Origin of the sequence: Rhizobium leguminosarum, assembly GCF_001679785.1 — a bacterium.
Lineage (GTDB): Bacteria > Pseudomonadota > Alphaproteobacteria > Rhizobiales > Rhizobiaceae > Rhizobium > Rhizobium leguminosarum_R.
The window spans coordinates 352,801-365,707 of sequence record NZ_CP016287.1 but is presented as its reverse complement, the minus strand read 5'-3'; the positions used below and the strand labels follow the sequence as shown (position 1 = coordinate 365,707).

General features: G+C 56.8%; 10 protein-coding genes. 2 read left to right on the top strand and 8 right to left on the bottom strand.

The window, feature by feature from the left end; genetic code table 11:
- Positions 1–49: 49 nt before the first annotated feature.
- The 4 genes from BA011_RS26130 to BA011_RS26115 all read right to left on the bottom strand — a co-directional run bounded on the left by BA011_RS26130 (position 50) and on the right by BA011_RS26115 (position 3,993).
- Positions 50–1,072 (bottom strand): ParB N-terminal domain-containing protein, encoded by a 1,023-nt coding sequence (locus tag BA011_RS26130; protein ID WP_065282920.1) that lies wholly within the window; start codon positions 1,070–1,072, stop codon positions 50–52.
- Positions 1,073–1,096: 24 nt separating this feature from the next.
- The gene (locus BA011_RS26125) at positions 1,097–2,587 is read right to left on the bottom strand and encodes a DEAD/DEAH box helicase (protein WP_065282919.1); all 1,491 of its coding nucleotides are present in this window, start codon (positions 2,585–2,587) and stop codon (positions 1,097–1,099) included.
- A complete protein-coding gene (locus BA011_RS42170) occupies positions 2,577–2,831 on the bottom strand; it encodes a hypothetical protein (RefSeq protein WP_151343568.1) in 255 nt (84 codons plus the stop codon). Before BA011_RS42170 ends, BA011_RS26125 begins: the two co-directional genes overlap by 11 nt.
- A gap of 136 nt (positions 2,832–2,967) precedes the next feature.
- A complete protein-coding gene (locus BA011_RS26115; protein ID WP_065282917.1) occupies positions 2,968–3,993 on the bottom strand; it encodes a ParB N-terminal domain-containing protein in 1,026 nt (341 codons plus the stop codon).
- Between the two features lie 148 nt (positions 3,994–4,141).
- Between BA011_RS26115 and BA011_RS26110 the strand changes: the two genes are divergently transcribed.
- Entirely contained in the window at positions 4,142–5,611 is a 1,470-nt protein-coding gene (locus tag BA011_RS26110; RefSeq protein ID WP_065282916.1) for a hypothetical protein, read from the top strand.
- An 85-nt stretch (positions 5,612–5,696) separates the two neighbouring features.
- On the opposite strand, the gene BA011_RS26105 is transcribed toward BA011_RS26110, so the two are convergent.
- The 4 genes from BA011_RS26105 to BA011_RS26090 all read right to left on the bottom strand — a co-directional run bounded on the left by BA011_RS26105 (position 5,697) and on the right by BA011_RS26090 (position 11,135).
- On the bottom strand, positions 5,697–7,427 hold the full coding sequence (locus BA011_RS26105) for a hypothetical protein (RefSeq protein ID WP_065282915.1): 1,731 nt from the start codon (positions 7,425–7,427) through the stop codon (positions 5,697–5,699).
- A complete protein-coding gene (locus BA011_RS26100; protein ID WP_065282914.1) occupies positions 7,414–8,472 on the bottom strand; it encodes a caspase family protein in 1,059 nt (352 codons plus the stop codon). Before BA011_RS26100 ends, BA011_RS26105 begins: the two co-directional genes overlap by 14 nt.
- A 9-nt stretch (positions 8,473–8,481) precedes the next feature.
- Complete coding sequence (locus tag BA011_RS26095) at positions 8,482–9,921, bottom strand: hypothetical protein (protein ID WP_065282913.1); 1,440 nt, start codon at positions 9,919–9,921, stop codon at positions 8,482–8,484.
- A gap of 110 nt (positions 9,922–10,031) precedes the next feature.
- Positions 10,032–11,135 carry an RHE_PE00001 family protein gene (locus BA011_RS26090; protein WP_065282912.1) on the bottom strand — a complete coding sequence of 368 codons (1,104 nt, stop codon included), beginning with the start codon at positions 11,133–11,135 and terminating at the stop codon, positions 10,032–10,034.
- Positions 11,136–11,256: 121 nt separating this feature from the next.
- Here BA011_RS26090 and BA011_RS26085 point away from each other — a divergent pair, with 121 nt between their 5' ends.
- Positions 11,257–12,903 (top strand): Mu transposase C-terminal domain-containing protein, encoded by a 1,647-nt coding sequence (locus BA011_RS26085; protein WP_065283527.1) that lies wholly within the window; start codon positions 11,257–11,259, stop codon positions 12,901–12,903.
- Positions 12,904–12,907 lie beyond the last annotated feature (4 nt).

The window sequence follows — 12,907 nt, the reverse complement described above, 5'->3', positions numbered from 1 at the left end:
TAGGAGGTCGATCGCGCCGTTTTTAGTCATGCCCCCGGGTTCCGATCGATCAATGAACATCAATCTCATTTTTTTTGGCTTCAACGAGCTCTTTGTATTTGCGAGATTTTTTCTCGATTTCCTTCAGCTCGTACTGAATGCGATCACGAACCTGCTTCGGCGCATCGAGGATATCATCCTCAGTCGATGTTTCGACCAACCATTTTTTGAAACGGATCAGCTTGTTGAGCACATGGCTTTCGCCCCCCGCAGTGACGGCTGCCTCATGCGCTTCGGCGAAGTCGTAGGTGCCATCCATGTAACGTCGGACGATCTTGCTGCTCGCTGTACAGATAACCGGAAGCTTGTCTCGTAACTCCATTGCCTTGCCAAAATGACCGGATTGGATTTCGCTGACGATGAAGTCGTCGAAACCAGCCACTTCTTCACGGACCTTCCTAATCTTCCGTGACTTCAGAAACTCGTCGTAGTAGCTCCAGCGTTCGCGGTCGCCGTCGCCATGCTCGATCATGAACTCGTAGACAGCGACAAGGTGCTTTGCTTCGTCCTTGGTGAGGCCGATTTCCTTGGCGATAGCCGGGATATCGACCATCTGATTTTTGAAGCGCCGATAAACAAAGCCAGCTTTCTCATAAGGGGCCCAATCCTTCTTGCCCTTGACATGATACTGCGCGAGCAAAGCAAACACCGATTTTTCGTCGATGTCGGCCGGCAAAAGGGTGCACCTTACCTTACCCCACGAAACAGGATTTTCAGCGACAAGGTGATGATAGGCTGCAAGCCGACTATTGCCTTCGAGGACAACGAAATCACCGTCTCGCACTATTAGAGGGTCGATCAGACCGCCGTTGGCACGGATGTCCTGCACCAGCTCCCTGACGTGCTCGAGGGTCTGCAGCTTTGCCAGAATATCGGCCTGTGTCGGCTGTACGCCGTCCGCGCGCATAAAGGAATAAATTCGAGGATTATCGACATAGAACTTCAAAGCCCTGACATCGATGTCAAGGGTACGCGTGACAATCTCCACACCGCGTAGGATCACCGAGCCCTGCTCGCTAACCCTGTTAAACATCGCGTTCTCTCCTGAACTTCCCAATTAAACCTCCAGACCGAGAATTTCTTTTATCATCTTGCCGAAATCGTAGTTTGCCAGGCGGCGGTATTCTTCTTTGCTGATGTCGGCTTGCCCAAGCTGGGCAGACAGTCTTTTCGCAGCAAGCAGGGAATCCACCCATTCGTCGATCGATTCTATGGCGATCAGGTTCCAAATGAAGCAGGTGTCGGTTTGCGAAATCCTGTGAATCCGGTCTTGCGCTTGAAGATAATCGTCAAGGCTGAAGGAACGATCATAGAAGACAGCATGGTTGGCAATCGTCAGCGTGAGACCCTCCTTCGCCGCACCCGGCGTTGCAACGAGAACCTTTACGGATGGATCAGCTTTGAACCTGGCAATTGCGTCGTTGCGATCGGCGAGCTCCACGCCCCCGTGCACTTTAACGGCTCCAAACTCTGCGAGACGAGATTGCAGCCAGTCAGCATTTTTAACGAAACTGGTCCAGACGATGATTTTCGAACCTGAAATGGTCGCCGTGGTCACAAGCTCATGCAGCTTGGCGTATTTTCCGGGAGTTTCGGTATAAGAGTCATCGACGAGTTTAGGATTGGACGCGACCTGTACCAGTCGAAGTAGCCGCTTGAGACTTTCTTCAGCGTCGTCGAGCGTCTGTCGCTCATTGACGACAATCGATGCACCAAGGTCTGTTCGGTACTCGTCGTAGAGAGCTTTCTGGCGTGGGCTCATGTCGACCGGAACATTTTGAATTCGCTTCTCCGGAAGCTGGATCCCAGCCGTCAATTTCGTTTCCCGAACGGTAAATGAGCGGATGCGATCAAAAAGGTCACCTAACTCGTCCTCAAAGGCGTCCCGTCGAGTCTGGTTCACCCAAAGGTCGTTGCTGAGATCCAGGCCACTCTTGAAAGCTTCGAAATCCGTGCCGAGAGATTCACCCTGATCGAGGAAGTAGATGAGTGACCAGATGTCGTAGGGCCTGTTCGCCACAGGCGTACCGGTCATGATGATGCGGCGCTTCATGACCGGAGCAATCGCATGAAAAGCCCGGGCGAGGTCCGATTCCGGATTTTTGATTTTCTGTGCTTCGTCGAGGATAATGCCGATGCGCCGAGTTTTTGCGAAAAGCCCCAGACGACGCTGTTCGGTGCGAAAAACCTCGTAGTGAACAAGGAAAACCGGGCTCGGGGAGTTCAGGGCAAAGAAATTTCCGGCATGATTTTGGTCGAGGATCGTCGGATAGAGATACGAATGGGCCTTGATCTCGTCTTGCCAGTTTTGAATAAGCCCACGTTTGGTGACGAACACGACCGTGTCGACAGCATCCGTTTTCAGCCACTCAAGCGCAAGGTCGATGGCAATCTTTGTCTTGCCGAGACCCTGCTCGTGAAAAAGCGCGGCATAAGGTAGGTCCTTCACGGCTTCAACCGCCTCAAGCTGGTATAGAAAGCCTGCGTGACGCAAACCAAGGTTCAGCGACGGGTTCCGTTTCAGACGCGTGGAGATTTCAGAGACCATCGATCACCTCAACGGCTATGCCGCTGTGAGCGGGCGTGCGCAATCCATCAACAATCGCGGCTGAACGGCGTCGCTGAAACGGTGGAACAACCAGATAGAAGCTCGAGCCCTGGCGAACCGACAGATAGTCGAGGAACGCTGATATCTGGCGATGAGAGCGACCGGTCTCGAGGTCGGCCATCGTTTTCGCTTCGCCAATAACTTCGAAAGTCGCTGGCAAGTCGCTGGCGAACAGATCTGGCATGTATCCCGCTATCTGCGGAGGACGATTGTTGCCGAAAGTATGATGGTCGGCGAGGACAAGCAGGCCGCGCGGCGGGCAATGCCGTGCGCGGACGTAGGATATTAGCCGCTCAACGAGGAGCGTATGCGCGCTCGTCTCACCCGACATCATCCCTCCGCTGCTGGAACTCTCCAGCCAGATTCTGCAGCGCGTCCAGGGCATCCAGCACGTACCGCACGACATCGTCATCTGGATTCTGGCGCAGACGCTGGATCTCGATGAACGGGATCTTTTCTGCTTTCTCGGTAATTGCTCGTGCCAACTGGCTAAGACTGGCCGCGCGTAGGTCGGCACCGATGTCGGGTCGTTCGATGGCGTCGAGAGCCGCCTTGATATCCTTCTTCAGGAATATCGCCCGGGCATTCTTGTCTCCGAGGACGAGCGGAAGCTGGCGAATGGCGATCAGACCATCGATCTTCTTCTCCTTCAGCCAGGAGGCGAAGTCGTCGAGCGAAAAGCCCGCCCGAAAAATGGCCGTTTTCACCTTCGTGTTCTGAAGTTCAACAAAACCGGAGTATCGTTGAGTGTTATAGAATTCGCCCGGTTGGTGAAGCTTGCGAAAGTGATTTTCCATGTCCGCATATGCGTTGATCGACTTCTGAACATCGCGCCGGTCCCCGCCACACAAGTCGACCAACCGATCCAGGGGCATCAGGTGCTTGAAGTGAAGCTCCCACTGATATTTGGCCTTCGAATAGGCGTCCCACGCGCGTGGCCCTACCAGATGTGCCTGAAGCCTGATCGCATCAATGCCGTCGCCGGCGAGTGTCTCGTGAACGATTGCGGGTATAGTCGACCAGTCCCCGGCAACTCCATTTTCGTGGAACTGGCGATATATGAACAGGCGCGTATTTCCTTCGATACAAAGATATCGGCCCGCTTCGTTGCGACAGACGATGATCGGCTGCATTATCCCGCGATTCGCGAGAATTGAATTCCGCAGCTTGTCGGCACTCGTGACACCTTTGCCACTGTCCCCGTCGTCTCCCCCGATATCGAGGGCCAGCTGAATATTGTCGTCGGTCAGCTCGCCTTCGAAGCCCTCAACAAACCGACGGATGCGAGGATTGTTGCGGTCGAGTTCGACATCAAAAATTGGCAAATGTTGCTGCACACCGACCACGCCTACCTCCTATGCTGCCGTTGCCATCAGCAGTAGCATCAGCAATTTAAAGATTCCTCATTTTTCTACTGTCCCGATTGATTTTGCTGGCGGTTTCGCTGCTCGGGGTTGCGCGGACCCAGTCAGGAATTCTGTGCAAGGATAGATCATGAGCGAGCTGCAAATCAAACCTATCTCCATCACACGCTTCAATGCCTTGGGAGGCTATGCCCGCCACCCTCGGACACCGCTTATGTTGGAGGAGCTGGAATTTTTCGAAGCAGAGGGCGGCAATGTCATCGGCATCGCGACCCAGGACCTCGAGGATCAGGATTTCGGCGGTATCGTGATGGCGAGGGACCGGAAACTGTGCTTCCGCGGGGTCCACGTAACGGATTTTTCTCCCACCCCTGAAGCGGCGAGGGAAGAACTTTTCGCCGCTATGCGCAGCGCCGCGCAGGCGCTGGCGGAAGACCACTATCAAGGCGATGAAAAAGGTCAGCCAGTCGATTTCTTCAGCCGTCTCCACGACGAAGGAAGGCTGCATCCATCGTTCGTTCAGCTCTCAACCAACGAGGGATACTCGCCCGCGCGGAATATTATCGAGCCGATGATGCGCTGGTATGAGGATGCAGATGGCAATTTCATCGAACAGTTTCAGACGACGGGTTTCGACCAGCGCATCTGGGAGCTCTATCTCTATGCCATGCTGATCGAGGCGGGATTCGTGCTAAGCCGCGAGAAGAACGTCCCCGATTTTTGCGCTGCCGGCTTGTTCGGTGAACTGTATGTCGAAGCGGTAACGGTTGGTCCCACCACCAGGAATGGGACCATCGTACCTCCACCGCCCACCGATACGCCCGAAGAATTGAACCGGTTTTTGAAGGACTACATGCCGATCAAGTTCGGCAGCGCGTTGTATTCGAAGCTTAAAAAGAAATACTGGGAACACTCCCATGTCAACGGCAAGCCATTCGTCCTTGCCATTGCCGATTTCTCCTCCTCCATGTCGATGGTGCGGTCACAATCTGCATTGGAACGGTATCTGTGGGGTTATGAATACCCCGCCGCTCTCGACAGCGAGGGCAAATTGATCATCTCGCCGGTGCGGGTCGAAACACACCAGTGGGGAGACAAGACTCCGGTCCCCTCCGGCTTTTTTCGACTGCCTGACTCCCGGCACGTCAGTGCGGTCATCTCGACCAACGCGGGCACGATCGCAAAATTTAACCGTCTCGGAATCCTGGGAAAATTCGGTTCCGGACAGGTGCTTGCGATCCGAGAGGGCCGTATGGTCGACCATAACCCCAACGCAACCCTGCCAAAAATATTCCGGGTCATTGTGAATGCGGACGGTTATGAGGAAACCTGGATCGAAGGGCTCAACGTCTACCACAATCCAAGTGCCGAAATTCCAATGCCGATGGAGATGCTACCGGGTGCCGCCCATCACTTCTTCGAGGAATCCCGACTTGTCAGGAGCTTTACGCCGGAATTTCATCCCACCTCCTCAGTGACCCAGCACCTATCTCCAGTCGATGTAGAAAAGGTGTTGGCAGAGGTTGGAGACAAAACGCACATGGTATGGACGCTTAAGCCGGGGGACCCCCTCCCCCAGGACACAGGCGAACCGGTCTGAACGAGACCGCCACGCTTTCGATTGAAGGCCAGGCAGCTTACCTTTCTGACTCGGTAGAGGACCGAAGAAAGGCAAACGGGCTTGGTCACGGCACAGGTAGGCGTGGCAACGTCGGCGGATCCGTGTTCGGCGCGCGTTTATCAGACGCCTGAGCAAGTTGCAGGGCCGCAGCTGCGACGCGCAGCGGAACTTGAGCGCGGCTTGCAAGATCTCGCGCCATTGTGTCGATATCATCTTCGCTGAGAATATCCCTCGCCATATCCAGCAGCCATCGGGGAACGCTCGAGCTTACGCCAATGCGCATTATCGTTTCGCTCTGGTCTCTGATCTTGGAGACGACGTCCGCGACCGTATCGTCGGCAGCTATGAGATCCGGGAAGAACTGGATCTGCAATTCTTGCAACTTTGCCCCCAATTCGGTGCGGCCGAGTTCGCGTGCTAGCGGGGTGTTCGCAATTGACTTGATGGTGGCGTTCTTGCTGATTTCCCAGTCCGCTCGACGGGCAAGCTCCAGTGTCTGGGAGAACACGCCTTTGACAATCGGATAGAGCTTTTGGTGACTGAGCGGGTTACGCGTTCCCGGTTGCATCGACATGATCAGCGAGACCATCGGGCTTCCGTCGAATATCGCCCACGGGCCTGCCGCATAGTCGCTGATGGAAGCCGTTTCAAGCCAGGAGTTTGCGGCGATCAGATAGGGAACGACTTGGCTTTGGGCAATGATTGCATCCAAAGACGGCCGCAATATCGGCGGTGTGGAGAGCGGTAAAAAGCCTGCAATGCTTTGTCCAAACGCTGTCTCGGCTTTTTTCAACAATGCATTGAAGTCCCTGGGTTGCTCCACCTCTCTTCCCCGCCAAGAAAGAAATAGCAGGGCTATAACGTCGGGCGATCCCGGCATGAGTGCCCACAGGTTGCGTATCATCGTCGCCTCCAGGTGCGCGTCCCGATCTTTGCTGAGAAAATGTGCACAGGCGCCGATGATACCCGCCAGCGGATGCTGGAATTTGCCGTGGATTGCGGCAGCCCTTACCTCCTGCGGGATGTCACCAAACCGCTTGCCAAGCATCTTAACGGCGGCATCAATTTTCTGACTGAATCCATCGGCAGGATCAAATCCCGAACCATGAGCCACGATATCAAGACTGGCCCGCGCCAAATGCACGCGCTTGTCGACAGGAAGGAAAACCAAGCTATCCCAACCCTCGAAAAGATGAATGGGCATTACGATCTGGTCATTCTCCTCCTCGTTGGTGAGAAGATAGGCTCCGGGCTTGAGACAGGTTGAAAAGATCGCCCAGCCAGCGGCTTCATCTTTTGCCAAATCGGCATCGCCGAAACTGGTGATCGTCTCTCCGTCAGCTGTCTGAAGAGACCCGAGGTGAATGCTCCCCAAAGCGATGCGCTCGCTTTCCTCACGCGCGCGGAACATGATCATCATTCGGCAGGTACCGGCCGTCGATTGTGGTGCGTGGGCCGTCGATACCAGGCTGAAATGCGTCGCTGGACCGCTATAATATTCGTGATTATCCTTTGCGTCCGTGGCCGGCAGTGCCGAACTTCGTTTTGGGCCCTCTATTTTTCGCTCCGTGGGCCCGTCATGGGAAATCACCGTTTCGGTCATTGCGCCGGCTGTCGCCAACCGGACAACATAAAGGCCGCGTGGCAGATCACGCTCTACGTACCCGTTTCCAGTCGCCTGTATCCTGTTGCGGCCGTCGAAGATCGTGATCTCGCAGTCGAGATCCCAATGGCTCTCATCGGGCCGCATTGCCGTTATGGCAAACGGGTATTCTGCCTGCTCAGAAGGTGACATGCTTTCCCTCCATTCCAGGCCGGAAATTGAACGACATCGTTTCGCCGGTTTGAATGTCCTCGAGGAGATGAAGCTCGTACCTGACTGTCACCGGCCAAGGCCCGCTTGATACCACGTCCTGGCGAACGACATTGCCGTCGGTGTCGAGCAACCGAACAGTGCCGGCCCTCCACTCATTGAACCTGATTTCGAAATTTGCAGGTGCGGCAACTTCGCCGCCAACCGGAACTGACGGGAGGTGAGTACCGAAAAGCAGTTCGTCGGCTGGCAACTGCAATCCAAGCCTTGGTTCCTGCTGACGCCCATCTTGTTTCGCAAGCCTTGGGACCTCGGCCTTCAGATAGTCCCAAAGAGCTAGGTGGGTTATGTCTCCACCGGTCGGCGCAGCCGCACCTTTCAATCCGGCCAGAAGCGCGGTGGTGAAGTAGCCGCGAGCGTCCACATCATCGCTTTGCGGGCTTTCGAAGGCTTTTTGCTCATGCTCCGCGGCGAAGATGCTGAGTATCTTGATGTTGTCGAAACCCGGCCGCGCTACAGCACATCCTCCCGCCGTGTTTTGAGCGCGCGATTTCAGCATCCGGGAACGGCAGCAGTCGAAAAACATGACAATTTCTCCGAACGGCATGCAGCGCTGGACCCACCCGCGCAGATGGTTTGCGCTGATCGACTTGTTGGGAAGCTCGCGCGACCAGAGTGGTAGGCAAAGCGCAACGTCTGGCAGTTGCTCTTCGGCAGGATCGAACGAGTGGCCATGGCCACTAAAAAACAGATAGAAACGTCGCCCACCGCCAATCGCGGTCGCGTCGCGCCAGATTTCGAGGAGAGCCTGTTCGATCTGCCCGACGTCGGGGGTAAGCGGGTTGTTCGTCGAGACGACGAGCTTGCAGTTGGCTGGAGGAAGACCGCCGCCGCTGTGCTGATCCTTCAGCCAGTCCGCGAACTTCGAAGCATCGTCAATAGCCCCTTTCAGGTCCTTCCCGTCGCTGTAGTACGGGTAGTGATTGAGGCCGACCACCAGGGCGAAATCTTGGGCGTGAACTGCCATCTCGACCCCTCAAGCACCCACGATGGCGCGTAGGCTTGCTTGCGTCAGGAGATCGTCGTCAAAATCTCCATGGTGCACGGCCGAACTCAGAAAACCGTCATCTCCCTCCGCATTGATCGAAAGCACCGTCCGGCGGGCAGCCTTCTCCGAGAGCCAGGTGGTGGAGTCCAGCAGATAGTCATCGATGAAGGGTGTCTTCCCGCTCCAGAAACGCTGCATGCCGGCAATGGGTGCGTCGGGCTCGTCTTCAAGCACACCCGAGATGAAGTAAAGGAGCGACTTGTTGTAGAACTTCGGAACCAGTTGATCGGCCTGCTCATTGGGATCTGTCATTGTGAAGACACGGAAGTTTTCAAAGCGCGTTGGCTGACTGACGATCTCAGAATGCATCAATCGCGTCAGGCAGGCCGGTGCCAGAAAAACAACATTGCGGATACGCAATGCAATCTTCTGGCGATGAAGGGCGGCAAACAGATTGCATATGGCGATTGAGCCGGCGCTATGGCCCACAACGTCAACGACGAGATCGGGATTGGCCTGCTGATAGGCGGATAGCTTCTGTATGAAATAGCTGCCGGGATAGGAGTCGTCTCCCAGAGGTCCCGCGTTCGGCAGCCACATCGCGGCTGACACGTTTTTCATGCCACTCCACGTCCAGGCGCCGAAATCTGCCAGATAAAGCGCACGCAGGATCTCCTCGACGACCGTCGTGTAAAGACCGTGATCCCTCCCCTTCATGAACCGCCGGATGACCTGTACAGCAACCTTTGCCAGGAGCGCTGCAATCGCTGCAATGGAGAAACCCCTGCCGCCGTCCTCGGCAAGGTTGTCGCGCAGTTCAGGCTTCATCACCTGCTTTTCAGTTTCGGGCGCGGCTGCGGTGTCCGCCAAAACATTGTCAGCCTCGAGTTCCAGCTGGAGATCAAACTCCATGTCCGTTTGAAGATGCTGCAGTTCTGCCTCGCTTAACGCCTCGGATCTGGTGCGAACGGTGGCCTCGTCTTCGCCGAAGGGATCGTCATTGCGCAACCGACGTTCGATGTCCTGATCGCTGATTTCCCCAGGTGCGCCCCTGCCGCCAAGATCGACGCCAAGGCGCTTGGCCAGTTGCTTCAGCAAATACTTCAACAGGGTCTGAAAAAGTTGCGTGTCCCCTATGTGGGTCACATTGCGCGTAATCGTCTCGACCAATCCGGTTTCCCAGATAAAAGTGACCGGATGCGCCCCTGCCTCGGAATAGACCTTCGCCATCTTGAGGGCCGTGGCGGCTCCTGCTGCCTCAGGAACAAGACCGCCGTGAAAGTGGATCACCAGCTTTTTGGTCCTGGACGTCGACAGATGAAAAAATATGGCATCGATATCGCCGGGGCGGGTTTTCAGAGCGCCGCTTTCCCGAAACGTTCCCTTTGGTCCAACATTCACGAAATTTAATGCGCTTAGCCCCGCCATACCCCATCCCCTACGATTTCTGCCCGTCGCGAGAATACTGTATTTCGGCATTGTTTCACAAGAATACGACTACCTGAAATTGTTCGCTCCCCGTGTTACAAACTTTGCAGCTAGAGGACACCCCACGCCCGAAACCTCCCCCTCCCCGTCATCTCGCGCAAGCCCAGCTCCAAAACAATCCGCCGCGCCGCCTGCGGCGTCACGTCCAGCGTCTTGGCCACCATCCCAGCCGAGACCAGTGGTTTCGCCATCACCAGCTCGACCAGTTTTGGAAGCTTTGACGACGCCCGACGTCCCTCCAGTTTTCTATCCATCATAGTCTTGGCGAGCGCCAGCCGGTCATGCTCCTTCAGCCCGATCTCGGCGGCCGCCAAAAGACCGTGGGCAATCGTCAGCAGCCGGGTCTCGCGATCGCGGTTCCGGCGTCGATCGACCGGAATGGTTTTGAGACCGAGGTTGATGGCGGCGAGATGGGCGCCGGTGGTGATGCCCGACTGACGCATGATCGACGCGCACAACAGTCGGCCGAGCCAGGGCGCGTGCTGCAGGACCGAAAGCTCATTCCAGGAATCGAGCGCGACGATGCCCTGCAGCACCGCGGGCAAATTTTCCGTCTGCCGCAGCACGCGGCGCCATTCGTCGAACCTGGAATCCTCGTCCCAATCGAGATCGTAGATCATCGGATCTTTCTCTTGGCCGCCGCCACGACCGCGACGTGTTGCGTTCTCGATCGCGGCCTCCGATCGGGCGAGCACCGCATCGATGGCGGCATAGTCGACGCCGGGGAGATTTTCGACATTGTCGGCGTCTTCCTCCTCCCCTTCCGGATCGTTCGCGACCGCAGGCCGAACAACTCCGGCCGTCGTCGCCTCGTCCCCGCCGCCCAACCCGATCTCCGAGGTTTTCCGCAGCGAGCGAATGCCGTCGGCAGAGAGCGCCCAATCCGGGGACTGGCCGGCGATCCGCCGACGCGTGCGCAGGACGTCGCGGGCGATGGTGAGTTCATGGGTTGGCGTGCGAATATCCCGCGTGGCATCATGAAGGACTAGGTCTTCGAGATGCACGAGTTCGCCGTCGATCCACAGCGAGGCGCAGGCATCGGCGAAATGGGCGCGTTCGATCCATCCCTGGCCGACCGACGAGCGAGCGATGCGCTCGTCGAGACGCGTCAGTTGGACACCGGCGCGGAATGCCGGCTCCAGCAAGGCAGTCATGCTGATTTTCGCGAGTGTGGCTTTTAGTTTGCAATTTCAATCGGCCAAATGTCATGCGCTTGTTAAGCTTAGGCGGCAAAAATAGGGCAGGTTTTCGCTAACGATTTCGATGGGGCTGAGCATGCCAAAGCCATTTCAAGATCGTGGACCAGGCCATGACTCTTCTGATGTCCAATGGCTTACTGCACGCCGGACCGCTCGCGAGCTGGACCGTATTTTGGAAGCGGGCGGATCGCGAAAGGACGCTATAGCTCGAGCGGCAGCCGAACTCCGGCTGACATCGCGACAAGTCTATAACCTCCTGGCCCGTTATCGCGCAGAGCGGAAAGTAACTGCACTGCTGCCTCGCACTGGCTCCGATCGGCGCAAACGACTGCCGGAAGCGGTCGAAGAAGTCATCAGCGCGACGCTGCGCGAGCAGTGGCTTACGCTCGAGGCGCCGCCTCTCGCACCTGTCGTCGCCGAGATCCGCGCTCGATGTGAGGAAGCCGGCCATCCATTGCCGTCCTATGTATCAGTCGCACGGCGTATCCCGTCGTTGTTCTCGGTTGAAGAGATTGCGAAGAAGCGCTCGGCCAACCCGAAGCACGTGCTGCGGCTCAAGCCGCGACCGGGCTATATCCATGCACCAAACCCGCTCGACGTCTGCCAGATCGACCATACGCCGACCGACATAAATTTCGTGGAGGTTGTCGACGGGGCCGGAGTTTTCGTCGGCCGCCCGTACCTCACAATCGTCACCGATGTAGCGACACGTGCCATTCTTGGTTTCTGTCTCACCCTGGAAAAGCCGTCAGTCCTGTCCGTCGCGCTTTGTCTCGCGCAGGCGATATGCCGGAAAGATACGTGGCTCGCCACGCGCAATCTCAACTATGCCTGGCCAATGTTCGGTCGGCCGAAGCTGCTCGTTACCGACTCGGCCAAGGAGTTCAAGGGACACGCCTTCCAACGCGGCTGCGACGATTACGGCATCCGTATCCGCTATCGCGATCGTGGCCGGGTCCATCAAGGGGGCGTTGTCGAGCGACTGCTGGGCAAACTCAACGGAGTTCTTGGCACATATCCCGGCTCCTCAGGCCGCTCGGTGGCCGATCGCGACGAATACCCGTCAGAACGACGCGCTTGCCTGAGTTTCGCCGATCTGGAGCGCTGCGTAGCGCTGGCAATCATCGATCACAACCTCCAGGAAAATCCCAAGACGCTGAAGGTGCCGATTATCGAATGGCAGCGCGACAATATGGCCCTGCCTGATTGCAACGATGAGCCGCAGCAGGTGCTGTTGTCGTTTTTGCCCGGGACCGAACGGCAATTGTCGGCCCAAGGGATCAGCATGTTCGCCTTGCACTATTATTCGCCATGGCTCGGTTCCCTCGTTCCAGAGCGAGATCGGCTTGGAAAGTTGGAGGTGCGATACGATCCCCGTGACATCAGCCATGTCTACGTCCGTGACCCGGAAACCCGATTGTTTCGCCCGGTCGAGCGACGTGACGGCCACTTCGTGCCGCTGACCCTGTGGGAACATGATGCGGAGCGCGGGCGCCGACGCGCGATCAACCTGCGCTCGAGCGTCGACAAGGTGGCGTTTCGTCGTGAGATCGCAGCCATCGCCGCTGCTGCAAAGCCTTCTAAACGCGAGCTGCGCGATGCGGTGCGCAGAGCACATGCTGCCGCAGCACAGAAACCTTACGCTGCCACCGAGGCGCAAGCACCGGATCACAAAGCACATCCAATGCGACAGAAGAACCGGCTACCCGTGGAAGACTGGTGACCGG